The following is a 23,695-nucleotide window of genomic DNA, read 5'->3' as shown; positions in this document are numbered from 1 at the left end:
GGTTCGGGACAATAATGATCGTGGCGTCGATGACCTGATGGAAGAAATCGATCACCTGTTCGTTCATTCAACAGCTGACGCTAACGTGCAAAGCTGAGTGCATTGTTAAGATCTCCCTACACCTTAGGATATTGATGGCTTCAAACTCGCGTAGACAGGATGGGCAGCTCACTCGACGTGCAGTGCTGGCTGCTGGCGGGACGCTCGGCGTCGCTGGACTGGCGGGCTGTCTCGACACGCTGGAAGGACTCGTCGGAGACGCCGCGGCCGACCTCGTGAACACGGTCGCGACTCCCGCGGCGTTCTACGGCGGTGCCGACGCGCCGGCAGGGAGTCGCGCGGAGTCCGATCATACCGTCGAGTACGTTCCTGCTACCGTCTCGGGTGGGGGTCTGGAGTCGTCGGTCGGCCTCCCCGCGTACGTCACGACGTCGCTCGTGCAGGCCCAGAACCACAACTCGTCTCGCTCGAACCGGACGAGCGCGGTCCGGTCCGACCCGGACGCCGACGGCGACGGCCTGGCCGACGTGCTCGAACTGGAACGCAAGCTGTCGACACAGGCCACCGAGGCCAGCAACTCCATCAGCAAGCGCTCGGCCCGGACGGGCAGGCTGGCGCTCGAGGACATAGTGGCGACGATCGACGCCATCCAGGCCGAGCTCGAACGGTGTACGACCGACGTGTGTGCGACGGTCCGAGAGAACGCAGACATTCGGAAGCAGACGACACGGACAGCGATCGATGCCGTCGATACCGGTGACTGGGAGCAGGCCGAAGCGTCGGTCGAGCGCGTCCGCGAGATCGTCGCGGGTGACATTCGGCGACTGGAGGACGCGCTCGACGCTGACTCCGACGGTGACGGTCTCGACGACGGCTCCGAACTGGCCGCCTACCTCGACGGTGAGGCCACCATCGGCGAGCGCTTCGTCTTCGCTGTTCCGGGCGCCAGTTTCGGGGACGAGAGGCTAGCCGACGAACTGACACCCGATCGGGTGTTGCAGTATCTCACCGGTCGCGCCGATAGCTCTGGAGACAGCTCCCAGGGGACAGTCTACGCGTGGGGATCTAACGAGCCACGACTCGCCGCCGAGATCGACTGGCCGTTCTCGACGGGAACTGGCCCGTACAACCCCAACGAGCAACTGCTCGCGCTCGGATACAAGGGTGAGGGACTCAACAACGCGACCGTCAGTCTGGACGTCCGTGGCAGTATCGACCCGGACGACGACGGAGACGGCGTCGATACTGCCGCGGACGCCGTCTCCATCGGCGGTGGGAACGTCAGTCGCAACGACGGGGACGGACCGCTCTCGTGGGGGAACGAGCGGGTCGCCGGCGACGTCAGCGTCTCACCGACGGTCGTGCTATCGGTGGCGGCCCGGCCCGAGGACTGTCCCGAGCCGATGCCGGCGCTACTCTTCGTCCGACGGATCCGCCACGGCGAGCAACTCGTCTTCGCTGGCGGCTGGATCGTCGACGACAACGCGCTGTACGGCAACGCCGTGACGATGTTCGTCGCCGAGGACGTCCCCGAACTCAGCGCCGTCGCCCACGATCGCAGCGTCGAGGAGATGCGCCGGACGATCACGTCAGGGCTGACCCGCGAACGGAGCCGACTGGGGTCGCTGGCGTACGACGGCGAACTGAACGAGGCGGCCCTGGCGTTCCTCCCGCCGGCACATCGGGACGGTCGGGTCCGCGCCGACCTCCTCGAGCGGGTCCGCCAGCGCGTCGGCCGCCGGAACCCACAGACCGGCAAGGCGATCGCGATCCCCCTTCGTGACGGCCCGGCCGGTCCCGACGAGGAGTCGTTACAGGTAACTGTCGTCCCGATCGACTGCCCGATCGTGCAGATCTCGCTCGCCGACGGGTGCAAGGACTGTGAGGAGTGCAAGTGCGTGACGAATCTCGTCCCGGCCGTCAACACGATCTCCTCGCGGTAACGAGAGTCGGCGTTTTCGCGCCGGGGCGGTTGTTGCCGAACGCGGCCCGTGGCGTTTATAGAAAGACCGAGGCGAATACCCCGACCCACCGTGGTCGGGGATGAAGCCGACAACTCGTGATACAAACCATGAAGTCGATATATCGCTAATCAGCAGATAGCGATGGAATACAGCCACCGCTACCAAGCTTACCCGACAGACGAGGTAGCGGAGCGGCTGGAACACCATCTCGATGTTCATCGCCAACTCTACAACCACGTCCGCTGGGAGTACGAGAACAGCCCAGCGGACGACAAGCCAAGCGAGTACGACCAGAACAACAAGCTCCCCGAGTGGAAACAGCGGTGGCCGAGATTTGCTGAACTGCACTCGAAAGCCGCCCAAGCTACCGCGCCCGCTTCCACCACAATCTCACCGTCTTGCGCAAACTCAAAGAGAAGGGGTACAACGTCGGTCGGCTCACACGCCAAGCGCCCAGTGATTACCGGAGCGTGACGTACAACCAGAGTGGTTTCGACCTCGATGAAAAGAGGGGCCACGACACGGACGCCTACGTCCGCTTCAGTAAGATCGGCTGGATAAAAATCAGCTACTCGCGTCCAATCCCTGACCACGCCACGATCAAAGAAGTCACGATCAAAAAAGAGACGACCGGCGAGTGGTTCGTCTCCTTCGGGTTGGAAACTGACGATGCCGTTCTGCCTGAGAAGCCCAACGTGGATTCGCTGGACGCGAGCAACAGCGTCGGTATCGACCTCGGCATTCTCAACTACATCCACACCAGTGACGGCACAACCGTGGAGTGGCTTGACCTCGAAGATGAATACGAGCGACTCCGGCGCGAGCAGCGGCAACTCTCGCGGAAAGAACACGGGTCGAACAACTGGGAGAACCAACGCAAGCAGGTCGCCAAAGTCAAGCGTCACATCCGGCGCAAAGTGCTAGATTACCAGCACAAGATAACGACGTGGCTGGTCCGTGAGTACGACGCGGTGTTTGTCGAGGACTTAGACGTCACGGAGATGTTAGAGCAGTCGCACAACAGTCGCAACAAGCAAGATGCGGCATGGCGACAATTCATCACCTTACTCGAATACAAGGCCGACCTGTACGGGTGTCACGTCGTGCAGGTCGAACCCGAAGGGACAACCAAAGAGTGCGCTCGATGCGGCGTGGAGACGGCAAAGCCGATCTGGGTCAGGGACCACTCCTGTCCAGCGTGCGGGTTCGAAACTGATAGAGATGCGAACGCGGCGATGAATATCTTGCAACGGGGCTTCGAGGAATTAGGGCTGGGATGGCCCGAAGAAACGCCTGTCGAGACTGTGACCGTCCCCAGAAACTCTTCGAGTTTCTGGTGTGCGAACGAGAGCAAAGCTCTCGTTAACGCTACGGACACGGATGACATCCATGAAGTGTCTGCAAGTCACGTCGTGGAAACAGGAAGTCTCGTCTCGTGAGAGCAGGATTCCCCGCGCACGGTGGCGCGGGGAACATTCAAGTGACCAGACTCGGTAAGAGCCCACATGGCCGATATACTCGCCGAGAACCTCTCCGGCAAAGCCGTCATGGGCACCGACGGGGCAGAACTCGGTATGCTATACAACATCACGATGGATCTCGAATCGGGTCGACTTGCGGATCTGATCATCGATCCCGACGAACACGTCGGGGACGTCGAGTTCGACCGCGACGATCAGGGTCGGATCCTGGTACCGGTCAGTCGCGTCCAGGCTGTCAAAGACCACGTGATCATCGATCGCTAAATGTACGTTCTCGATTCGTCGGCATTTATCAACGAGTACCACACGGACGCCGAGATCGCGACGATCCCGCTCGTCCGAGAGGAACTGACCGACGAGAGCGCCTATCGGTTCGACGCACTCGAGGGCTCGGGCATGCACCTCCACATCCCCGACAGCGAAACCGTCGAACGGGTCGAACGGGCTGCTCGCGAAACCGGCGACCTCGAGGAGCTGTCCCGAACCGACATCCGGCTCGTCGCCGCGACCTTCGAACTCGACGGGACGCTCGTCACGGACGATTACGCGATGCAGAACGTCGCCGACAAGCTTGAGATCGCCGTCGAGGTCATCGCCCAGGAGGGCATCGACGAGCAACGCGACTGGCGGTTCCAGTGCCAGGGCTGTGGCCGGGAGTTCGACGAGAACCACGACCGCTGTCCGATCTGTGGGAGTAACCTGTCGCGGAAGAACCCGGCCAGCTGAACATCACTCCGTTCGGCCGCTGCGACTTCCGTGTTCGAGTCCCGCTGGGTTTCGCTTTCGTTGCTCACGGGCGGTTCGCCCCGCTCACCGTCTTGTTCGCAACAGAAGGACGCCGCCGCCAGGACTCGAACCTGGGACAACCACGTTAACAGCGTGGTGCTCTACCAGCTGAGCTACGGCGGCCCACGGTCGCACTCTCAGGTAGTCGGAGTTATTTGATAGGGCTTTCGTTTCGGGCGCACATCGACACGCTTTCACGTACTTGTCGGCATCCCTCTGGTATGAGCGACGAGTTCGACGCCGTCGTCTCGACGGTTCGCGAGCGGGTCGAGCCCGACCGCGAGGAGCGAACGCGGTTGCACGCGGCCGTCGACGCGCTGATCGAGCGCATCGAAGCCGCCATCGAGGAGCTGCCGGTCGAGGCGGACGTCGTTCAGGTCGGGTCGACCGCCCGCGGGACCTGGATCGCCGGGGACCGAGACGTGGATCTGTTCGTGCGCTTCCCGCCGGACCTCCCCCGAGAGAAACTCGAAGACTACGGCCTGCAGGTCGGCCACGAAGTCCTCCCCGACGGCCGCGAGGAGTACGCCGAACATCCCTACGTCGTCGGCGAGTACGACGGGTTCGACGTCGATCTGGTCCCCTGCTACGACGTGTCCGACGCGTCGGCCATCCAGTCGGCCGTCGACCGCACGCCGTTTCACACCGCGTATCTCAACGAACGCCTCGACGCGGATCTCGCCGGCGAGGTCAGAGTCTGCAAGCAGTTTCTCACGGCAATCGGCGTCTACGGCAGCGACCTCCGGACGCGAGGGTTTTCAGGTTACCTGACCGAGTTGCTGATCCTCGAATACGGCGGCTTCCGCCCGTTCGTCGAAGCCGCTGCGGACTGGCAGCCACCCGTCGCGTTCGATCCCGAGGGGCACGGCGAGCGTGAGACGGCGTCGCCGTCTCGGAGTGGGGAGGTCGGCGCTGGCGACTTCCCGTTCGACGATCCACTGGTTGTGATCGACCCGACCGATCCCGAGCGCAACGTGGCCGCGGTCTGCAGCGCCGAGAGCGTCGCCCGACTCCAGCACTACGCCCGCGAACTGGTCGCCGATCCCCGAGTCGAGTTGTTCGAGCCGTCCGAGCCGGACCCGGTCGATCCCGACGGCGTGACGGACGCGTTCGATCGCCGGGGGACGACGCCGGTCGCGATCGCTTTCGAGACGCCGGCTCTCGTCGAGGACGATCTCTACCCGCAACTGGAGAAGTCCAGAGACGGAATCGTCGGCCTGTTCGACCGCCACGGGTTCGACGTCCTCCGGTCGGCGACGTTCGCCGACGACAACCGGGCTGTCGTCCTCGTGGAACTCGAAGTGGCCGAGCGCCCGGCCGTCCGGCGCCACGAGGGGCCGCCGGTCCACGTCCGCGAGCACGCCGAGAACTTCTTCCAGCGATACGACGGCGCGGCGGCTGCCGGACCGTTCCTCGACGGCGACCGCTACGTCGTCGAGCGCGAGCGAGAGTTCCGGACCGCCGCAGAACTGTTCGATTCGGACGCGATCTTCGAGGTCGGACTCGGTGCGACCGTCGAGCGACAACTTCGGGAGTCGTATACCGTCAGCGTCGGGCCGGAGGTCGCGACGCTGGCCGACCGGTTCGGTACAGAGTTCGCGCGGTATCTCGATCCGGTACCGTGACGGATGCCAGCCGGAATTAGTTCTGGTCGGGGTCGATCGACGGGAAGCCCTGCTCTTTGAGGTTCTCGATGACGGAGCGACCGTTGTCGTTGATCGTCCACTCTCGCGTGGGGGGGTCGTGCCCCTCGAACACCTCGTGGACCATCTTGATGCCGTCCGAAAGGGTCTCTAACCCGTAGCCACCTTCGAGGACGAAGCCGAGTCCCGCGTCGAGTTCGTCGGTCAGCTCCCACAGGAAGTCGGTCATCAGTCCGTAACCGTCGGTAGTGACGACCATCCGTGAGATCGGATCGTGTTCGTGGGCGTCGAATCCGGCACTGATCAGCAACAGGTCGGGATCGAACGCTTCGAGTGACGGCCCGATCACCTCCTCGAGTGCCGCCATGTACTCTGCGTCACCACAGCCGGCCGGGAACGGGGCGTTCAGCGTCGTCAATTCGGCGTCGCCCTCGCCGGTCTCGCCGATGCCGCCGGTACCCGGGTACAGTCCCTCCTCGTGGATGGAGACGTAGAACACGTCCTCGCGGTCGTAGAACATGTCCTGGGTGCCGTTGCCGTGGTGGACGTCCCAGTCTAAGATCGCCACGCGGTCGGCCATCTCCTGCTCGATGACGTGCTGGGCGGCGACAGCGACGTTGTTGATAAAGCAGAACCCCATCGCGTCGTCCTCGACGGCGTGATGGCCCGGCGGTCGACCGAGCGCGAACGGCGTCTCGTGGCCCCCGGCACTCTCGAGTGCTGCTTTCGCGGCCCACTGTGCGAGCCCGGCGCTCGCGAGCACGGCGTCCCAGGTTTCCTCCACGGCGACCGTGTCAGCGTCCCAGTTGCCGCCGCCGTCCTCGCAGAACTCCCGGACTTCCGTGATGTAGTCGGCGTCGTGGACGGTCGTCACTTCGGCTTCGATGGCCGAGTCGGCCGCGACGTACTCGATGTGATCACATTCGGAGAGACTCTGTCGGATGGCACGAAGACGGTCAGGGCTCTCCGGGTGGCGCGCGCCGGTGTCGTGTTCGAGGCAGATCTCGCGGTAGCCAAACCTCATTCAAAGTAGGGCCTGAGTTCGTCGTATCGTTCGATGTCCTCCCCCTTAACGGTACGCCGTCCGGCGTGGCGCGCGAGGATCGCCGCGGCGGCCGCGACGGTGTCGGCCTCCGCTTCGAGCAACGAGGCCAGCGCGATCCGCGCGTCCATAGCCACGCGATAGTCGTCGACGTCGAGCCGCGCGATCCGATCGACGGGCGCGATCGGCAGTTCGAGCGCGTCCGGATCGGGAACGGTCTCGACGCCGAAGTCTTCGGCCATCAGGGTCTTCCGGCCGTCCGCCGTCGCGCGCTCGGACGCCTCGACCGCACGCTCGGCACCCCGCTCCTGAATCCGGCGGGTCAGCGCCTCGGTCGCTTCAGAACTCACGCGCAGGTCCCCGGCGTTGCGACGGATGATCGAATCCACCGGGGCGAACGGTAGCTCGACGCTCATACGCCATGTCGGGGCCGATGCGGGCTTAAGAGTTTCCCGTCTCCGCTAGAAGAGTTCCTCGGCCTCGACCCGATCGGCCCGTCGCTGGCCGCGCACGGTGACTTGCTGGCCGAGCTGGACGTGTTCGTCGGTCTCGACGCTGATCGTCTCCTCGCCGTCGTCGACGATCACCGGATCGCCCGTCTGGACCACCGTTCCCGTCAGTTCGATCTGCTCGTCACCGTTCCCGCTGTCAGTGTCGTCATCCCCACCCGCGTCCTCAGTACCACGGTCGTCCGCGAACGCGTCGAGCCCTGTCGACGCATCGCCGTCCGCGTCCCCGTTCGTCGCGGCTCCCGAGTCGACTGACGATCCGTCTTCCAGTATGACCACTGTCGAGCCCCACCCTGCCGAGGCTTCCAGGTCGTCCTGCCAGCCGTCCTGGATCTCGGCGTCGGCGACGAACACTTCGTCGCCCGGACCCAGGTCGATGTCGGCCTTCTCGCCCCACAGTGCCACGCGGATGTCGCCGGTGTCGTCCTGGATGCGGACGTTGCGGACCTGCCCCTCGCTGCCGTCGTCGCGGTCGAACGTCCGCTTTGGGTCGGCCGACCGGACGACCCCGCCCAGGTCGACCGTCTGCTCGATCTCGACGCTGTCGATCGCGTCGGTATCGGGGCTGAAGTCGATCTCGTGGTCGATCTCCTCGACTGCGCCGCGATCACCGACGTGCAACTCCAGGTCGCCGTCGCGCTCGCGGACGTACCCGTCGACGACCTCGACGGGCGTGCCGGCGTCCAGCTGCTCGGCACGGTCGGCCCGATCGTCCCACAGCGTCACGCGGATCCGGCCGGACTCGTCGCCAAGCGTGAGGTTCGCGACCCGCCCCTCGCTGCCGTCGTCCCGATCGAACGTGCGCACCGATTCGGTCCCGAGCACGATCCCCTGGACGTTCACGTCCGACTGTCCCATCGACAGCGAGTCGATGTCGGTCGTCCCGTCGAGGTCGACATCGACCTCGGCGTCCTCGTCCGGTTCGGCCTTGTCGACGCTGACCTCCAGACCGTTGTAGCCGTCTTTCGGCCGGCCCTTGACGCGCAGGACCTGCCCCTCCTGGAGTTCCCCCTCGTCGATCGAGCGGGCCTGCTCGTCCCAGAAGGCCAGCCGCACCTGGCCCGTCTCGTCGGCGGCCTCGACGTTGATGACGTGGCCGTCCTCGTCCTCGCCGTCACGCTCGAACGTGCGCAACTCCCCGATAGAGGTCACTTTCGCGAGGAACTTCACCTCGTCCATGCCGGTCTCGATGTCGGCGATCCCGTTGACTTCGTTCTCGCTGAGCTCGTGGGCGATCAGCATTGCCGCCGTCTCCTCGTCCGCGAGCCCCCCCATCTGTTCGACTTTCTGCTCGACGGCCTCCCGAAACTCCTCTTCGGAGACCTCAGCGTCGAGATCCGCGTAGACGTCCTCGATCGCACCCATGGCTAGCGGTGTTGACGGCTGGATCGCGTTTAAACAATGCGGTCACGAGATGGCTCGACAGAGAATCGGGTGAGTAGGGACCTCTCAGCGACTCTCCGGGACTCGGCCGACGGTCACGTAGAACGGGACTGTCTCCCGCCGGCGATACTCCCGCTGTCGCATCTGTTCGACGACCGACCGTCCCATCGATCGCCACTCCTCGCGGAGCCGTTCGTAGGTCTCGAGGCCGTCGCCGGCGACGAGTTCGGCGCGGCTGTCGGCCAGTCCGTCGCCGGTGACCTTCCGGCGGGCGTCCTCCAGCGCCTGCTCTGAGTAGGGCGGCTCGACGGTCCGCACGTGGTCGTAGCGGCGGATCCGGATGTCCTCCAGGCCTGCGGCCTCGAACCGATCGAGCACGTCCGCGCCCAGCGTGACGTCCGTCCCGACGCCGTCGAGGTACTGCTCGCGGGCGCGACGGGCCAGCGACGACTCGGCGTCGACCGTCGACTCGACGGTGACGGCCCCGTTATCGGGTTCGACGGCCGCGACGAGGTCCGTCGAGACGCGGGCGAGTTCCTCGATCCCGGCGTCGGGATCTGGCAGGTTGATCAACAGGGCCTGGCAGACGACCAGATCGAAGCCGTCGTCCTTGAAGGGCAGTCGCGTGGCGTCGCCGACGACCGTCGGGGGTTCGAGGTGGGCGAGCAGGCCGGCGTCGGCGTCACAGCCGACGACGGTGCCCGGGGTCTCCTCCCGGAGGACGCGTGTGAGTTCACCAGTGCCGCAACCGACGTCGAGCACCCGCCCACGGCTGGGCAGTTCCAGGTCGGACAGGGCCTCGCGGCTGTCCGCCCACATGCCCCGGCGAGTCGTTTCGAGGTACTCGGCACTGAACTGACGCACAGTCGTGTTTGCGAACCCAGGGAAAAAAGCCAGCCGATCCGTGCTGGCGGCAGGTTGTGGCTCGCTGTGTCTGCCGGACACGGCCGAGCACAGATTGCTGTGAGGGGATTATAGAACAGTTGGCGTCCCCGAGTTGCGAATCCGTAGAGACAGGGTATGTATGTTGCACAGGGGTCTTCAGATCTGAGAGAGGACTCTTGCAGAAGACTACCGCACCCGTTTAATTTTCCAGAACTATTTTTTAGCGCTCTCACGTCTCTGTGAATATGGACAAACTCAATTGGGGTGGTTTGTTCGTGTTCAGTGGGTCGGTTCTCGCGGGACTTGTTTTGTTCCCGCTCTTTGGCCCGGCAGGGTTCATACTCGGCCTCATGGGTGCGCTATTCGTCGGGTTCCCGCTCAAGTCCGTCTATGACGAGCGCCAGTCGCGGCTAGCAGACCTCGAAGAGCGCGTCGCTGAACTGGAAACCGAACTCGACCAACTCGACAGTCCCTCAAACACTGACGACTGATCAGCCCGCTCAATTCGCACGCTATATCTGCCAGATCATTCATCGAGTCTGAAGTGCAAAATATGAACAGTTCTATGACGCCCTCTTGCGACGCTATTCCCTGAGTTCTCGGGCTCGCTCGACGTTCCAGGCGAAGCCGCGTCCGTCCTCGGTCGGGGTCTCGAGCACGAAGGGCAGGTCGCGCAGCGCCTCGTGGGAGACGACGGCGCTGATCCCCGCTTCGCCGATCTCGCCCTCCCCGAGGTGGGCGTGTTCGTCCTTGTTCGTGCCACACGCGTGTTTGGAGTCGTTGAGGTGGATACACGCGAGGTTTTCGAGGCCGACGACCTCGTCGAACTCCGCGACAGTCCGGTCGACGCCCCCGGTCGTCGAGAGGTCGTAGCCCGCGGCGAAGGCGTGGGCGGTGTCCAGACAGACCTCCAGGTCCTGCTCGGCGCGTTCGAGCACCCCCGCCAGGTGCTCGAAGTCCCCGCCCAGTTTGGTGCCGCTGCCGGCGTCGCTCTCGACGAGTACCGTCACGCCCTTGGGGACGTCGAGTTCGTCCAGCGCGCTTGCAGCGTTGTCAAGCCCGCCCTCGACGCCGGCACCCGTGTGCGCGCCCAGGTGGACGTTGACGTACTCGATCCCGAGTTTGTCGGCGGCCTCGACCTCCTTTTGCATAGCGTCGATCGACTTCTCCCGGAGATCGTCTTTCGGCGTACAGAGGTTGACGAGATACGAGGAGTGGATGACCCACGGGCCGACGCCCGCCTCGTCGCTGCGCTCGCGGAACCGTTCGGCCTCGTCGTCGCCGACGTTCGGATCCTGCCAGACCTGCGGAGAGTGACTGAAGATCTGCCCGCAGTTACCACTGTATTCGACCTGCTCGTCGACGGCGTTGTACACGCCACCGGCGATGCTCGTGTGGGCTCCGATCAGCATACTTCAGCCAGGGCCGGCCCGATCAAAGGGGCTTCGAAGCCGGCGACGCCGACAGCGTTTTGCCCCCGCTGACCGATTGCCAGTTCATGCGTCTCGTCCACGAGCGCGACGGGGAGTCGGCCATGCTCGCCAGCGACGTCGAGATCGCCGAGGGGTTCGTCCAGACCTCGAAAGGACTGATGTTCCGGTCGTCGGTCCCCGAGGAGTACGCGCTGGTCTTCGAGTTCGAACCGCCGTCCGGAATCAGCGCGAAGCTTCCGTTCGCCGGCGACGACGCCGTCGCCAGACGGTTCATCCACATGCTGTTCGTCCGGATGCCGCTGGACGTGCTCTGGTTGCAGGGCGAGACGGTCGTCCACGCCAAGACGCTCCGACCGTGGACCGGGATCGGGATGGCCAGCGCCGACCGGATCGTCGAACTCCCGGCGGGAGCAGCCGAGGACGTCGCAGTTGGCGATACGGTCCGGCTCGAATCGTAGGGTAGGTTATGTAACAGTTACAAAATTCGGCAGCAAACAGCAGCACTCAGCAGCAAATCGAGAAGCTGACCCAAACCATTACGCTCTTGTGAAGCACGTTGTTGATTTTCAGAGAGCGGCGTCGAGAGCATGTTTGAGTGCTTCGTCACCTGGCTTTCTGTAGAGTTCGCGGCGGAGCTGAAAGGCTCTAAGATACGGTGTTAGCTTGTCTTTTGACACTCCTCGGTGGGCCGAGAGCCACCGTCGCGTCAGCGACGCGTGGCTCTCGCAGGTGTTGACGTGGATGTCGCCGTCAGCGTATTCGCCGTCGCCGTGGACGACGTACTCGCGGGTGAAGGCATCGTCTTCTTCGAGCGGTTCATACGCTCGAAATCCGTCCGTATAGACGGTTAGCGACTCCTCGTCGTGGTCAGCAAGCAGGAGTCGAATCGTCGATTCGTTGGCGGATTTCGCTGGCACGACGTACCGATCGTCCGAGCCACGATCGGCCAGCGTGAACACCGGCGGTTTGTCGCCGTCGTACGAACCTCGTCCACGCGTGGACAGGCCACGCGAGCGCGACTCCTGGTCGCGCTCGCGGCCTTTGAGGCCAGCAGACACGTACACCTCGTCGATTTCGACCGGTCCAGACAGTGTGATCGAAGGCGCGTCGAGCGCCTTGGCGAAGCGCTCGACGCGCCGTCTCACCGTTCTGTACGAAAGATCGAGTTCCGCCTCGATTTGCCGAATACTCGTGTTAAACCGCAAGAACACGTAGATCGTGAAGTACCACTCTTTCAGCGAGAGCTTCGAGTGGGCGAAGATTGTGCCGGTCTTGTCGTTGAACGTCCGACCGCAATTCTTACACAGATATCGTTGATACACCCGATAGCTGCCGTTTCTGACCGTCAGGTCAGAACGGCAGCGGGGGCACTCGACGCCATCACGCCAGCGAACCTGTTGCAGCAGGTCCGCTGCAGCCGATTCCGACACGAATCGGTTTATCGGGAACATATCGGGCACCGCTAGCGCGGTGCCCTTGCCCTCTTCGACTTTCAGCCGCAGCTCTCGCTATCAACAATCTACTTCGCAAGAGCGAATAGAGATTTTCCGTCTGCCGAAGACAACAGCTTAATGAACGATCACACCATATCAGGCAAGTACGATGTCGGATTCCAACGACACGGAGGATAGAGGAAGTCGCCCCACGGCGGCTGGCCGCGAAATTCTACCCCATGACTGACGGCTCCGGCGACAGAGCAGGGCTGTTTGGCACCGGCCTCGGCTCGTCGTCCGGACGACCCGAAGACGTACAGCTTCTCGATACGACGCTGCGTGACGGCGAACAAGCTCCGGGTGTCTCACTCACGCCTGAGGAGAAAGCCCGGATCGCGCGGGCACTCGACGACGCCCGGATCGACGTCATCGAGGCCGGGAGCGCGGTCACCGGGCCCGGCGAGCGTGAGACCATCTCGCGAGTCACTGACCTCGATGTGGACGCGACGGTCACCAGTTTCGCCCGTGGCGTCCAGAACGACATCGACCTCGCGATGGACTGTGGGGTCGACGGCGTCAACCTCGTCGTGCCCGCGAGCGACCAGCACATCGAGGACAAGGTCGGCACGACCCACGCCGAGAACGTCGACCGGACGGTCGAACTCGTCGAGTACGCCAAAGACCACGGGCTGTGGGTCGAAGTCATCGGCGAAGACGGCTCCCGGGCCGACCTGGACTATCTCGAAGAGCTGATGCGCGCGGTGCTTGAGGCCGGCGCGGATCGGGTCTGCTACGCCGATACCGTCGGCCACGCGACGCCCGACCGAACGATCGAGGCCGTCTCGCGGCTCGCCGAACTGGGGCCGACGAGCACCCACACCCACGACGACCTGGGGCTGGCGGTCACGAACGTGATGGCCTCGCTCGCGGCGGGCGCGGATCTCGTTCACGGGACGATTAACGGGATCGGCGAACGTGCCGGTAACGTCGCCCTCGAAGAGGTCGCTATCGCCCTGGATCACGGATACGGAATCGAGACGATGGACCTCACGAAGGTCTACGACCTCGCGCAGTTGATCGCCTCCAAGACCGGGATCCCGCTGGCACCGAACAAGGCCGTCGTCGGCGAGAACGCCTTCACCCACGAGTCGGGAATCCACACCGACGGCACGCTCAAAGACGAGTCGATGTACGAGCCGTACCCGCCCGAGAAGGTGGGTCGCGAGCGCCGGCTGGCACTGGGCAAACACGCCGGTCGCGCGGGCGTCGAGGCGACCCTGAACGAGCACGGGATCGACGTCGACGAGGAGGACCTCCGGGCGATCGTCGCCCGCGTCAAGGAGATCGGCGAGCGCGGCAAGCGTGTCACCGACGCCGACCTGTTGACGATCACCGAAGACGTCCAGGACCGAGAGCGCGAGCGCCGCGTCGAGTTGCTCGATCTCACTGCGGTCTCCGGGTCGTCGGTGCCGACTGCGAGCATCCGGCTGGAAGTCGACGGCGAGGTCCGCGAGGAGGCCGCAACCGGGACCGGTCCCGTCGACGCCGCGATGAAAGCCGCCGAAGCCGCACTCAGCCACACCGCCGACGCGCAACTCGAGTCCTATCACGTCGACGCGATCACCGGCGGTCACGACGCCGTCGTCACTGTCGAAGTCGAGATGTCCCGCGGCGACGATCACGTCACCGTCAGCGCCAGCGAGGCCGACATCACCCGCGCGTCGATCGAGGCGATGGTCGACGCGATGGATCGGCTGGTCGCCAACGAAGACGACACGGTCATCGCTGACGACTGAATCGCCAGCGAAACCCATTCTCGAGCGAAAGCAACACTGCTGGCCGCCTCTCGTCCGAACTGTCTGCGGGCAGCTCGCGGCGCGTTCTCCGGGACGTTTCGCTCCACCGGCGCCCGGTCGGGGAGCGACGCTTCTCACAACCGGTCGGCCAGCTCTCGCAACCGCTCGTGGCCGTTTTGCTTGAACGGGACGCCGTGTCCCATCGCAAGCACGTCGACCGCCGGGAGTTCCTCGGCCAGTCGTTCGATGCTCGCCCGAACCTGCTCCGTATCGTGGCTCAACAGCCAGGGCGAGGGTTCAAGTTGACCGTCAGACTCCCGGACCAGGTCTCCAACGAACGCGACCGACAGGCTCTCGCTGACGTAACTGACGTGTCCCGGCGTGTGACCCGGCGTGTGATAGGCCGTAAACGAGCCGACTGTATCGCCGTCGCCGATAGATCGGACCGGTCCCGACGCCGCGGGGCAGAACGGCGTCGCGAGCCGCTGACTCAATCCCTTTCGAGTGCTCGGGCTCGGAAGCCGGTCGCCCGCGACCAGCGGGGCGTCGGTCGCCCCGGCGTAGACGGGCGCGTTTACCCGGTTCAACGCGCCGACGTGATCGACGTCGTAGTGCGTGATCAGTACTCGATCGATGTCGAAGAAGCTGTGCCCGAGCCCTCCGAGCTTGCGCACGAACGCGCGACGAGACAGCGGCGTTCCCGCGTCTACGAGCGTCAGGCTGTCCCCGTCTTCGACGAGGTAGGCGTTCACACCGCGGAGTTCGAACCACCAGACACCCTCGATGAGTTCCGTCACCATACGCAGGGGTACTCGTGCCAGCGCCGAAAAGTCACACCATCGACCGCAGGTACGCCGCGGCCGTCCGGAGTTTCGATGGCTGGCGGATCTCGCGCATCTCGGCGTCGGTCAACTCGAAGTCGAACACGTCGAAATTCGCCTCGATGTGCTCGCGACTCGTTGCCTTCGGGATCGTGACGACGCCGTCCTGCTGGAGCAACCACCGCAGCGCGACCTGCGCCGGAGACTTGTCGTATCGCGTTCCGATCCGTTCGAGGATCGGATCGTCGAGCACGCTCCCTCTGGCGAGCGGGCTGTAGGCCGTCAGCAGCACGTCGTGGACGCGACAGTAATCCAGCAGCTTCGCCTGGTCCCAGTAGGGGTGATACTGCACCTGATCGGTGAGGATCGGCACGTCGCTCACTTCCCGGGCACGCTTGAGTTTCTCGACGCTGAAGTTGCTCACCCCGACGTGTCGGACCAGCCCTTCGTCGACGAGATCGGCCATCGCCCGGAGACTCTCCTCGTGGCTGGCCCGCGTGAGGTAGTTCGGCTGGTGGATCAACAGGAGATCGACGTAATCGGTTCCCAGCTTGTCGAGGCTCTCGCGGGTCGAATCGACCACTCGCTGGTAGGTCCGGTTACGGGCGTCGAGTTTCGTCGTCAGGAAGACCTCCTCGCGATCGACGTCGGCGGCGGCGATCCCTTCGCCGACTTCCGCCTCGTTGCCGTAGGCCTGGGCGGTGTCGATGTGACGGTAGCCGACCTGCAGGGCCGTCTCGACGGCGTTGCGACAGTCCTGGCCGGTGAGCTGCCACGTCCCCAGGCCGAGCGCCGGCACCTCGACGCCCTGCGCTGTCTCGTATTCCATGCGCCGACGTACGACTTCGAGGGTCAAAATCCCGGCGACGGTCGAAGCACATCCGGCGAGGTCGACGTAATTCCGAGAGTTCCGGCGGACGTATACAACCGAGCCAGCGTCGACCGTCTCGTTTGCCACCACGATACGTCACTCGCACGTCTTCTGACTCACTGTGATCCCGCCGCCGAGGGGCAGTGCTGTCGTCTCGAAGGCAGGATCCTCCCGAACCGCATCGAGATACTCGAAGATCCCGACCGTGTGTTCGTTGGCGCTGGCCGGGCAGTCCCCGTCCGAGAGCCCGCGCAGCAGCTGGTCGAATTCGAGACTCGGTGCCTGCATGACGTTTTCCGCGACCACGACGCCGCCGTCGGCGAGCTTCCCGCGGACGACCTCGAAGGCCTCGCGGTACCGGTCGTTCTCGTGATCGAGCAAGACGATGTCGAACGGGCCGTCGTACCGCTCGAACGTCTCGAAGGCGTCGCCGAGTTCGTAACGTGCGACCTCGTCGACGCCGCCGCGGCTGAGGAACTCGCGGGCCATCTCCAGTTCGTCTTCGTCGACTTCCGTGAGGACAATCTCGCCATCGGACGGGAGCCCTCTGGCGAACCAGTACGCGGAGTATCCGAATCCGGAGCCGAATTCGAAGACGCGCTTCGCGCCGGTGAGTTCGGTGAGCATCTGGAGCCACCCGCCGACGGCCGGGCCGACGGTCGGGAACTCGTCTGCCTCGGGGAACCTCTCGACCCAGTCTGGCGGGTTCTCCGTACCGAACTCGTCCATCGCCTCGACGACCTCGTCGGTTTCCGGCCCCACGAGCCGCACGAATCGATCGCTGTGATCCGGGAGTATTTCGATCATGGTTTGAGAACAGGTGGATACGTCAGGGTTTCAACACGCCGAAGGGTCTTAAATCGTTTTAAAACGATGCATACGGCGGAGAGAAGCACCGATCACGTCTGGCGAGCCAGCCCTGCGAGGTGGCCGACGACCTCGGCGATGATATCTTCGGCCCCAAGACGGACCGCACTCTCGCTCCCGGGCAGACAGAACACGGGGACGCCGTCAGCGATCCCCGCGGTCGCACGCGTTGCGATCGCTCGCGTTCCGACTTCCTCGTAGGACAGTCGCCGGAACAGTTCGCCGAAGCCGGGGAGTTCTTTCTCGAAGAGCGGTTCGACCGCCTCGACGGTGACGTCGTCCGGCGTGACGCCCGTGCCGCCGGTCGTCACCACGGCGTCGACGTCCGATCGGTTGACGAACCTGTCGACGGTTCCCTGGACGCTGTCGTAGGCGTCCTGCACCACGTCCCGGGTGACGATCTCGTGGCCCTCTCCTTCGAGGATGGCGACGATCGTATCCCCGGCTGTATCTTCCTCTCGCGTCCGTGTCGAGGAGACCGTCAGGATCGCGATCCCGAGCGTTTCGAGGTCGTGCTCGTGGTGGCTGTGCTCGTGTCCTTCGTGTTCGTGTTGGTCGTGCTCGTGGTGGTCGTGCTCGTCGTGATCGTGGTCGCTTGCGTGTGTGTCGCCCTCGGGAGCGGGATCCGTTCGCTCGTCTTCGGAGACGGATTCGTCGCTGTCGGTCATACCGGCGCTTCGAGCGCGCGAGAGAAAAGCTTCCGCGAAACCGATAGCTTCCGCGAAACCGATCGTCGCTAGAACGATCGCGGCGCGAGTTCTTCGAGGACCCGGCCGGCGTTGTTCGAGAAGGCCTTCCGCATCGCGTCCTGAGGGACGTCGAGCGTCAGGATCTCCATGATCGCGACGTTCGGGTGGGCACCGGGTGCGCCACTGCCGAACAGTACCCGATCCGGGTGTTCCATCAACGCCCGCTCGAGGGGCTCGCGAAAGCGGACGAAGCTGGTATCGAGATAGCACTGGTCCCAGTCTTCGAGCAGATCGATCGTCTGCTCCATCATCGCCCGGTCGAGCGGATAGCCGCCGAAACTCGCGACGATCGTCGTGATGTCCTCGGCGAGCAGCGTTTTGGCGAGTGCATCCGGCGGGAACCCCTCGCCGGCGTGGACGAGTACCGGCAACTCGACGTCCGCGAGCGTCGCAAGTACCTCGTCGTCGGGCAACCCGTCGCGGGCCGGGTGGACGACGAACCCTGCGAAACGGTCGTCGTAGGCGTATTGCTCGATGTCTTCGGGATCGGCGTGGTCCTCGCTCCGGGACGCCGTGAGGTTCTTCAGCTTCGATCCGGGACCGGTCCCGGGATCGAGCGCGCCGGTGATCCGAGCCAGCGGCACGAGCGGCCGGCCGACGCTCATCCGGGCGACAGCGTTGTTCGCCTTGAGATAGTCCCTGTCTCGTCCCGGCGGGTAGACGACCGACCGCACGATTCCCGCCTGGTGCATCTCCCGTTCGAGCCGCTCGGGTCCGCCGATCCCCTCTCGTGGCCGGCGCTCGACGTCCGGCTCCAGACGAGCGTTGACGTCCACGACCCGGAACTCGTGCTCCAGCTCGAGCATCTCTTCTGTGTTCGGAGGCAAATACTAATAATACCCTCGGCCGCTTCGGCGGTCCCGCTCCCGCGCCAGTCCCCGCTGGCCGGCTCCTCCGTCACGTTCGCTTCCACTGACTCGATAGATTTATATAGAACCGCTAACGACCAATAAACCGAGGATCACAATCATGTCTAGTGGCCAGCGACGCATGGGCGGACAGCCCCTTTTCATCCTGGAGGAAGACACCGAGCGGACACAGGGGAAAGACGCACAGAGTTCGAATATCTCGGCCGGAAAGGCCGTCAGCGAAGCCGTCCGGACCACACTCGGTCCGCGCGGCATGGACAAGATGCTCGTCTCCGACGACGGCGACGTCGTCATCACCAACGACGGCGCGACCATCCTGGGCGAGATGGACATCGAGCACCCGGCGGCCCAGATGATCGTCGAGGTCGCCGAGAGTCAGGAAGAAGACGTCGGCGACGGCACGACCACGGCGTCGGTACTCGCGGGCGAACTTCTCTCGAAGGCCGAGAGCCTGCTCGACGACGACGTCCACCCGACGACGATCGTCGAGGGCTATCACGAGGCGTCCCAGCTCGCCCAGGAGGCCATCGACGAGCAGGTCATCGCGACAGATCTCGACGACGACCAGCTCCTGCAGGTCGCGAAATCCAGCATGACCGGCAAGGGAACCGGCGACATCGCCGGTGACGTGCTGGCCGAGGTCGTCGTCGACGCGGTCCGTGCCGTCCAGGGCGAGGACGGCGTCGACCGCGACGCCATCGCGCTGCAGACCCAGATCGGTGCCGCCTCCTCCGCGACGGAGCTCATCGAGGGCGTCATCGTCGACGAGGAGCCGGCTCACGAGAACATGCCTCGCACCGTCGAAGACGGCGCAGTCGCGATCATCGACGGGGCGATCGAACTGCAGGAGAGCAACGTCGACGCCGAGTACAACGTCACCAACGTCGACCAGCTCAATGCCGCGCTCGACGCCGAAGAGAAGGAACTGCGCGGCTACGCAGAGGCCCTGGCCGATCTCGGTGCCGAGATCGTCTTCACGACCGACGACATCGACGACCGCGTCCAGGCGTATCTCGCCAAAGAGGGGATCCTCGCGTTCGAGGACCTCTCCAGCGACGACCTGGCCTCGATCCGGTCGGCCAGTGGCGCGACCCGCGTCAGCGGCGTCAACGCGCTCGAAGACGACGATCTGGGCACGGCCTCGGTCAGCGTCCGGATCTACGGTGAGGACGAACTCGCGTTCATCGAGGGCCCGGAGGCCGAGACCGTGACGGTCTTCGCCCGCGGCAGCACTGAGCACGTCCTCGACGAGGTCGAGCGGTCCCTGATGGACGCGCTGGACGTCGTGACTGCTGCGCTCGACAAGGGTGGCGTCGTCCCTGGTGCGGGCGCGACCGAGATCGCCATCGCGGCGCACCTCCGCGATCACGCCGCATCGATCGAAGGGCGCAAGCAGCTGGCCGTCGAGGCCTTCGCCGACGCCGTGGACGTCCTGCCGCGTACGCTCGCGGAGAACACTGGCATGGACCCCATCGACGCGCTGGTCGATCTCCGCGCGGCCTACGACGGCGGTGACCTTGCGGGAATCATCTCCGAGGGCCAGACCGGGACCGTCACGGACCCGCTCGAATACGGCGTCCTCGACCCCGCTGCAGTCAAACACGAAGCTGTCCACAGCGCGACCGAAGCGGCCACGATGATCGTCCGTATCGACGACGTCATCGCCTCCTCGTAAATCGAAACGGTCGCTGTTGGTCGATTTACCGAGATGTTGGAGTACAAGGGCAACCTGTACGGCACACACGTCGTCCAAGTAGACCCTGGGGGGACGACCAAAGAGTGTGCCGAGTGTGGTGTCGAGACAGAGAAGCCGTTGTGGGTGCGGGAACACAGTTGCCCGAGTTGTGGGTTCGAGGCGGACAGGGACGCGAATGCGTCGTACAACGTTCTTTCTCGCGGTCTTCAACAACTAGGTAAGGGACACGCCGAAGTCACGCCCGTGGAGACTGCGACCGCTATGGGGACTGACGGAGGTCGGTCTTCGTCGGTTCCTGTAAGTCGCGTCGTTGAAACGGGAAGCCTCGGGGTCGTACGGAAGACGCAGTCTTCCGTGATGACGAGAGACTTCGTCTCTCGAACCACTTGACCCCGAGGCGGTTCACGATTCTATAGCGGCTCTTGTCACTGGGGGATATATTCGCCACGCCGTGTGGCGAACAGTCCATCGTGGCTCACGATGATCACTATCAATCCACACGGCTACTGCGCTACTCGCTCCCGTTGGTCGCTGCGTTGTCGTCCGAACATCTTTGATTTTCGCGATCACGAGAGAGCTTCGCTCTCTCGAACGACTCCCTGAAGACGGGACCTCCGCCTCGCAATCAGGTGAAAATGGGGGGTGGCAAATGGGGGGTGGGGGGGTTCGGTAATGTGATCCCGACCAGTTGCACTCTTAGCTTGCCCCAAACGGGGGCAAGTGAATATCATCATGGGTGCATATAAATTACTTTGACGTCTCCCATCTTCTGGGATCGGTAACGCCGAGAGACGTCCTCTCAATGTAGTGTCTTATCAATCGATCTACTCAACAACTGAACGGGGCGATTGCAGCGATCAGACACCCTCGTTCAGTGCGATACGACTGTGTCTGTCGACAGACCCGTCCTGCTTGTCCTGATGGCGGGTGCACTGATCGGGCGTGACGCCGTCAGCCGGCAGATAACCAATCGTTGACGCGCGTTCGCGACCTGATATCGGGGCGACTCTTTCTGACTGTGCTCTATACGTTCAGCTATACTTTCGGTGGATTAATCAGCTCGGTATTTGAATCACTGATGATGGCAGTCAGGGGAGTCTCCGATAGACGCGTCCGCACAGGGGTGGGTATCGATGGTTGAATACGGCGAGTACGTCTCCGAAGGAGTTGATCATCTGGATGAACTCGCTGCGCTGCTCGCGTTTCCGGTCCTCCTGTCGTTGCTCAACCAGAGCGCGATACGGACCGTCGTGTCCCATCGAGGGCAGTATTTCGGCATCACGTTTCCGTTTCCCGCGCCGATCGCCGATCTCTGGACGTTCGTCAGTCTCCCATCGATCGAGAGTGCTTCGGTGGAGACAGTACGTGGCGTCGGTTCGATGTTCCCGCCGTCGGCGATCGGGGTGCTGCTCGCCGGGATGATCGGGTACGCAGTGCTACGGGGGGTGTTCGTCGCGGCCTACCTCGGCAGCATCGCACAGTACAGACAGCAGGGCACCTACGACGTCATCGCGAACGTCCGCCGATTCACGGGCCGATACGTCGCCCTCTCGCTGCTCCTGTTCGGCGTCTTCGCTCTCAATGCACTGCTGGTCCTGCTCTCTGTGGCATTCGTCCTCGTTACCATCCCGGTCGTGCTGGCTGTCACGTACCTGTTCTGGGGAGCGTGGTTTCTCGTTTGTACGACAGATGACGACACGTTCGAGGCTCTCTGGGGAAGTTACCGACTGGCGATTGCCGGCAGCGAGTACGTCCGATGGTCGGTGTTTCACCTGCTCGTGAGCGCGGCCTTCTCGATTTTCGTCTCGGGACTTGTCGTCAACGGCGGTTTCGTCGGAATCCTGCTCGGCCTGGTGGTTGCCGTTCCCGTCGGGTTCGTGCTCACGGTCGCCTCGCTGCGTGTCATCGAGGATATCGCCCCCTCGGATCTGGCCGGTCACTCTCAGCCGTCGCCCTCGTGGTGACCGATCGGCGGGGTCGGGTGGGTCAGATGGACGACACGTCGAACACGCCAAACGCGAGATTTACGTGCCCCCGAATCACAGAGAAAGTGTGCGCGTCGAGAACAGCTTCATTCCGGTCGAGGGCGTCGGCGAGACGACCGAGCGACGCCTCTGGGAACAGGGGATCACCCACTGGAACGACTTCTACCCGGACGCGGTCGGCGAGACGACCGGCCGACGCATCGAGTCGTTCATCGATCGGGCGAGCGACCGGCTCCGTGCTGGCGACGCCGAGTTCTTCGCCCGGGAGTTCCCCAGCGCCGAGCAGTGGCGGCTGTTCGAGACCTTTCGGGAGAACGCGTGTTTCTTCGACATCGAGACGACGGGACTGGACGCTGACCGCAACAAGGTGACGACCGTCAGCGCCCGACTCGACGGCGACACGACGACGCTTGTGCAGGGTAGGGACTTGCACGACGACGCCCTGCAGGACCTGTTCGCCGACGCCGACCTGCTCGTGACCTTCAATGGCAAGCGCTTCGACGTCCCCTTCCTGGAGACGCACTTCGACGTCTCGCTCTCGGAGAAGCCGCATCTCGATCTCATGTACCCCTGCCGTCGCCTGGATCTCACTGGCGGCCTGAAGACGATCGAACAGGAGATCGGCATCGGTCGTGATCGCCCCGATATTACCGGAAAAGAGGCTGTCGACCTGTGGTACCAGTACGAGCGCGGCGACGAATCTGCACTAGAAACGCTCGTCTCGTACAACCGCGAGGACGTCGAGAACCTCGAACCCCTCACGGAACGGGTCAGCGAGCGCCTCGAACGGGCGGTCATGCCGGAGACGGCGACGTTGCGGTGACGGGACGACCCCGATATTTCCTGTGGAAATCGGTATCAGCCCTGGAATCGACGGTTCGGAGACGCCCGGATGGACGACCGAAGCAGGTGTCGACGACCGGCGAGAAAGCCGACCACGAGCCCGGTGAAGTGTGCGATCAGGGCGGTCCGTGGGCCGGCAGTCGCGAGCGTCAGGCCGCCTGCCAACACGACGAGGACGGCGAGTTGCACGACCGGGCTGATCGTGATCCCGCCCGCGACGAACTCGGTCAGGCGGTTTCCGCCCAGGACGTATCCGAACAGCGCGAAGACCGCGCCGCTGGCGCCGAGCACTGCCGCTCGGTGTCCGAAAACGAGCGCCGCGACTGTCACTTCCGTCACTCCGGCGACGACTCCCGCCAGGAGGAAAAACGCGTAGAACCGGGCGGGCGAGGTTCGGCGTTCGAGGAACAGGCCGACCAGTAGCAGGCCGAGCAGGTTCGACAGGAGGTGGCCGGGACCGCTGTGGGCGAAGACGCTCGTCAGTAGCGTCCACGGACGGTCAGCGAGCGGCCAGGCGAGTGCGAGGGTCCAGGGGTCGACGCCGACGACCGCCAGCAGCACCTGGGCGACGCCGACGACGACAGCGAGGACAGCCAGTGTCAGGGTCGGACTCGAGGGCTCGTCCATACCGGGTGAAGG

At 64.1% G+C, this 23,695-nt stretch carries 22 protein-coding genes, 1 tRNA gene and 2 pseudogenes; 12 read left to right on the top strand and 13 right to left on the bottom strand.

The window, feature by feature from the left end; translation table 11 throughout:
• Positions 1-134 precede the first annotated feature (134 nt).
• The 4 genes and pseudogenes from OB916_RS12290 to OB916_RS12275 all read left to right on the top strand — a co-directional run bounded on the left by OB916_RS12290 (position 135) and on the right by OB916_RS12275 (position 4,171).
• Positions 135-1,943: a hypothetical protein gene (locus OB916_RS12290; protein WP_315909585.1), complete on the top strand. Its 1,809-nt coding sequence runs from the start codon at positions 135-137 to the stop codon at positions 1,941-1,943.
• A gap of 162 nt (positions 1,944-2,105) precedes the next feature.
• Positions 2,106-3,403: pseudogene (locus OB916_RS12285) on the top strand (RNA-guided endonuclease InsQ/TnpB family protein).
• Between the two features lie 66 nt (positions 3,404-3,469).
• Positions 3,470-3,709, top strand: coding sequence for a PRC-barrel domain-containing protein (locus tag OB916_RS12280; protein ID WP_315909584.1), 240 nt, complete (start codon positions 3,470-3,472; stop codon positions 3,707-3,709).
• Positions 3,710-4,171 carry an NOB1 family endonuclease gene (locus OB916_RS12275; RefSeq protein ID WP_315909583.1) on the top strand — a complete coding sequence of 154 codons (462 nt, stop codon included), beginning with the start codon at positions 3,710-3,712 and terminating at the stop codon, positions 4,169-4,171.
• Positions 4,172-4,281: 110 nt separating this feature from the next.
• Here OB916_RS12275 and OB916_RS12270 read toward each other — a convergent pair.
• A tRNA-Asn gene (locus OB916_RS12270) sits at positions 4,282-4,354 on the bottom strand.
• Between the two features lie 98 nt (positions 4,355-4,452).
• Here OB916_RS12270 and cca point away from each other — a divergent pair.
• Positions 4,453-5,856, top strand: a complete 1,404-nt coding sequence (gene cca / locus OB916_RS12265) for a CCA tRNA nucleotidyltransferase (RefSeq protein WP_315909582.1) — start codon at positions 4,453-4,455, stop codon at positions 5,854-5,856.
• A gap of 16 nt (positions 5,857-5,872) precedes the next feature.
• Here cca and OB916_RS12260 read toward each other — a convergent pair whose 3' ends face one another.
• From OB916_RS12260 to OB916_RS12245, 4 genes are all read right to left on the bottom strand, one after another.
• The gene (locus OB916_RS12260) at positions 5,873-6,898 is read right to left on the bottom strand and encodes a histone deacetylase family protein (RefSeq protein ID WP_315909581.1); all 1,026 of its coding nucleotides are present in this window, start codon (positions 6,896-6,898) and stop codon (positions 5,873-5,875) included.
• Positions 6,895-7,332 carry a histone family protein gene (locus tag OB916_RS12255; RefSeq protein ID WP_315909580.1) on the bottom strand — a complete coding sequence of 146 codons (438 nt, stop codon included), beginning with the start codon at positions 7,330-7,332 and terminating at the stop codon, positions 6,895-6,897. Before OB916_RS12255 ends, OB916_RS12260 begins: the two co-directional genes overlap by 4 nt.
• 45 nt (positions 7,333-7,377) lie before the next feature.
• Positions 7,378-8,790: a single-stranded DNA binding protein gene (locus tag OB916_RS12250; RefSeq protein WP_315909579.1), complete on the bottom strand. Its 1,413-nt coding sequence runs from the start codon at positions 8,788-8,790 to the stop codon at positions 7,378-7,380.
• An 84-nt stretch (positions 8,791-8,874) separates the two neighbouring features.
• Positions 8,875-9,672 carry a class I SAM-dependent methyltransferase gene (locus OB916_RS12245; RefSeq protein WP_315909578.1) on the bottom strand — a complete coding sequence of 266 codons (798 nt, stop codon included), beginning with the start codon at positions 9,670-9,672 and terminating at the stop codon, positions 8,875-8,877.
• Between the two features lie 266 nt (positions 9,673-9,938).
• On the opposite strand from OB916_RS12245, the gene OB916_RS12240 reads away from it, so the two are divergent.
• Positions 9,939-10,184, top strand: coding sequence for a hypothetical protein (locus OB916_RS12240; RefSeq protein ID WP_315909577.1), 246 nt, complete (start codon positions 9,939-9,941; stop codon positions 10,182-10,184).
• A 93-nt stretch (positions 10,185-10,277) separates the two neighbouring features.
• On the opposite strand, the gene OB916_RS12235 is transcribed toward OB916_RS12240, so the two are convergent.
• Positions 10,278-11,105 (bottom strand): deoxyribonuclease IV, encoded by an 828-nt coding sequence (locus OB916_RS12235; protein WP_315909576.1) that lies wholly within the window; start codon positions 11,103-11,105, stop codon positions 10,278-10,280.
• A gap of 86 nt (positions 11,106-11,191) precedes the next feature.
• Between OB916_RS12235 and OB916_RS12230 the strand changes: the two genes are divergently transcribed.
• Positions 11,192-11,584, top strand: coding sequence for a DUF192 domain-containing protein (locus tag OB916_RS12230; RefSeq protein WP_315909575.1), 393 nt, complete (start codon positions 11,192-11,194; stop codon positions 11,582-11,584).
• 108 nt (positions 11,585-11,692) lie between these two features.
• Here OB916_RS12230 and OB916_RS12225 read toward each other — a convergent pair whose 3' ends face one another.
• Entirely contained in the window at positions 11,693-12,577 is an 885-nt protein-coding gene (locus tag OB916_RS12225; protein WP_315909574.1) for an IS1595 family transposase, read from the bottom strand.
• 221 nt (positions 12,578-12,798) lie between these two features.
• Here OB916_RS12225 and OB916_RS12220 point away from each other — a divergent pair, with 221 nt between their 5' ends.
• Positions 12,799-14,355, top strand: a complete 1,557-nt coding sequence (locus OB916_RS12220) for a (R)-citramalate synthase (protein ID WP_315909573.1) — start codon at positions 12,799-12,801, stop codon at positions 14,353-14,355.
• Between the two features lie 134 nt (positions 14,356-14,489).
• On the opposite strand, the gene OB916_RS12215 is transcribed toward OB916_RS12220, so the two are convergent.
• From OB916_RS12215 to OB916_RS12195, 5 genes are all read right to left on the bottom strand, one after another.
• Positions 14,490-15,155: an MBL fold metallo-hydrolase gene (locus OB916_RS12215; protein ID WP_315909572.1), complete on the bottom strand. Its 666-nt coding sequence runs from the start codon at positions 15,153-15,155 to the stop codon at positions 14,490-14,492.
• A gap of 31 nt (positions 15,156-15,186) precedes the next feature.
• Positions 15,187-16,005, bottom strand: a complete 819-nt coding sequence (locus OB916_RS12210) for an aldo/keto reductase (RefSeq protein ID WP_315909571.1) — start codon at positions 16,003-16,005, stop codon at positions 15,187-15,189.
• Positions 16,006-16,143: 138 nt separating this feature from the next.
• Complete coding sequence (locus OB916_RS12205) at positions 16,144-16,854, bottom strand: O-methyltransferase (protein WP_315909570.1); 711 nt, start codon at positions 16,852-16,854, stop codon at positions 16,144-16,146.
• 92 nt (positions 16,855-16,946) lie between these two features.
• Complete coding sequence (locus OB916_RS12200) at positions 16,947-17,582, bottom strand: MogA/MoaB family molybdenum cofactor biosynthesis protein (RefSeq protein WP_315909569.1); 636 nt, start codon at positions 17,580-17,582, stop codon at positions 16,947-16,949.
• A gap of 68 nt (positions 17,583-17,650) precedes the next feature.
• Complete coding sequence (locus tag OB916_RS12195) at positions 17,651-18,469, bottom strand: amidohydrolase family protein (protein WP_315909568.1); 819 nt, start codon at positions 18,467-18,469, stop codon at positions 17,651-17,653.
• Positions 18,470-18,653: 184 nt separating this feature from the next.
• Here OB916_RS12195 and thsA point away from each other — a divergent pair, with 184 nt between their 5' ends.
• The 4 genes and pseudogenes from thsA (at position 18,654) to OB916_RS12175 (ending at position 23,036) form a co-directional block, all read left to right on the top strand.
• Positions 18,654-20,207 carry a thermosome subunit alpha gene (thsA, locus tag OB916_RS12190; protein WP_315909589.1) on the top strand — a complete coding sequence of 518 codons (1,554 nt, stop codon included), beginning with the start codon at positions 18,654-18,656 and terminating at the stop codon, positions 20,205-20,207.
• 21 nt (positions 20,208-20,228) lie between these two features.
• Positions 20,229-20,618, top strand: a pseudogene (locus OB916_RS12185) (zinc ribbon domain-containing protein); the annotation flags it as partial.
• Positions 20,619-21,361: 743 nt separating this feature from the next.
• Positions 21,362-22,192 (top strand): hypothetical protein, encoded by an 831-nt coding sequence (locus OB916_RS12180; protein ID WP_315909567.1) that lies wholly within the window; start codon positions 21,362-21,364, stop codon positions 22,190-22,192.
• 88 nt (positions 22,193-22,280) lie between these two features.
• Entirely contained in the window at positions 22,281-23,036 is a 756-nt protein-coding gene (locus tag OB916_RS12175) for a ribonuclease H-like domain-containing protein (protein ID WP_315909566.1), read from the top strand.
• A 35-nt stretch (positions 23,037-23,071) separates the two neighbouring features.
• Here the strand turns inward: OB916_RS12175 and OB916_RS12170 are convergent, their stop codons facing one another.
• The gene (locus OB916_RS12170; protein WP_315909565.1) at positions 23,072-23,683 is read right to left on the bottom strand and encodes a rhomboid family intramembrane serine protease; all 612 of its coding nucleotides are present in this window, start codon (positions 23,681-23,683) and stop codon (positions 23,072-23,074) included.
• Between the last annotated feature and the right edge of the window lie 12 nt (positions 23,684-23,695).

The sequence above is a fragment of the Halapricum hydrolyticum genome, from assembly GCF_025517535.1.
Taxonomy (GTDB): Archaea; Halobacteriota; Halobacteria; order Halobacteriales; family Haloarculaceae; genus Halapricum; species Halapricum hydrolyticum.
The sequence above is the reverse complement of the archived record's forward strand: the minus strand, read 5'-3'. Positions and strand labels throughout refer to the sequence as shown.

Bases quoted from the DNA above. Each gene is read 5' to 3' on its own strand.
- OB916_RS12290 (WP_315909585.1), top strand. From the start codon at position 135: ATGGCTTCAAACTCGCGTAGACAGGATGGGCAGCTCACTCGACGTGCA.
- OB916_RS12280 (WP_315909584.1), top strand. From the start codon at position 3,470: ATGGCCGATATACTCGCCGAGAACCTCTCCGGCAAAGCCGTCATGGGC.
- OB916_RS12275 (WP_315909583.1), top strand. From the start codon at position 3,710: ATGTACGTTCTCGATTCGTCGGCATTTATCAACGAGTACCACACGGAC.
- cca (WP_315909582.1), top strand. From the start codon at position 4,453: ATGAGCGACGAGTTCGACGCCGTCGTCTCGACGGTTCGCGAGCGGGTC.
- OB916_RS12260 (WP_315909581.1), bottom strand. From the start codon at position 6,898: ATGAGGTTTGGCTACCGCGAGATCTGCCTCGAACACGACACCGGCGCG.
- OB916_RS12255 (WP_315909580.1), bottom strand. From the start codon at position 7,332: ATGAGCGTCGAGCTACCGTTCGCCCCGGTGGATTCGATCATCCGTCGC.
- OB916_RS12250 (WP_315909579.1), bottom strand. From the start codon at position 8,790: ATGGGTGCGATCGAGGACGTCTACGCGGATCTCGACGCTGAGGTCTCC.
- OB916_RS12240 (WP_315909577.1), top strand. From the start codon at position 9,939: ATGGACAAACTCAATTGGGGTGGTTTGTTCGTGTTCAGTGGGTCGGTT.
- OB916_RS12235 (WP_315909576.1), bottom strand. From the start codon at position 11,105: ATGCTGATCGGAGCCCACACGAGCATCGCCGGTGGCGTGTACAACGCC.
- OB916_RS12230 (WP_315909575.1), top strand. From the start codon at position 11,192: ATGCGTCTCGTCCACGAGCGCGACGGGGAGTCGGCCATGCTCGCCAGC.
- OB916_RS12225 (WP_315909574.1), bottom strand. From the start codon at position 12,577: ATGTTCCCGATAAACCGATTCGTGTCGGAATCGGCTGCAGCGGACCTG.
- OB916_RS12220 (WP_315909573.1), top strand. From the start codon at position 12,799: ATGACTGACGGCTCCGGCGACAGAGCAGGGCTGTTTGGCACCGGCCTC.
- OB916_RS12215 (WP_315909572.1), bottom strand. From the start codon at position 15,155: ATGGTGACGGAACTCATCGAGGGTGTCTGGTGGTTCGAACTCCGCGGT.
- OB916_RS12210 (WP_315909571.1), bottom strand. From the start codon at position 16,005: ATGGAATACGAGACAGCGCAGGGCGTCGAGGTGCCGGCGCTCGGCCTG.
- OB916_RS12205 (WP_315909570.1), bottom strand. From the start codon at position 16,854: ATGATCGAAATACTCCCGGATCACAGCGATCGATTCGTGCGGCTCGTG.
- OB916_RS12200 (WP_315909569.1), bottom strand. From the start codon at position 17,582: ATGACCGACAGCGACGAATCCGTCTCCGAAGACGAGCGAACGGATCCC.
- OB916_RS12195 (WP_315909568.1), bottom strand. From the start codon at position 18,469: ATGCTCGAGCTGGAGCACGAGTTCCGGGTCGTGGACGTCAACGCTCGT.
- thsA (WP_315909589.1), top strand. From the start codon at position 18,654: ATGGGCGGACAGCCCCTTTTCATCCTGGAGGAAGACACCGAGCGGACA.
- OB916_RS12180 (WP_315909567.1), top strand. From the start codon at position 21,362: ATGGTTGAATACGGCGAGTACGTCTCCGAAGGAGTTGATCATCTGGAT.
- OB916_RS12170 (WP_315909565.1), bottom strand. From the start codon at position 23,683: ATGGACGAGCCCTCGAGTCCGACCCTGACACTGGCTGTCCTCGCTGTC.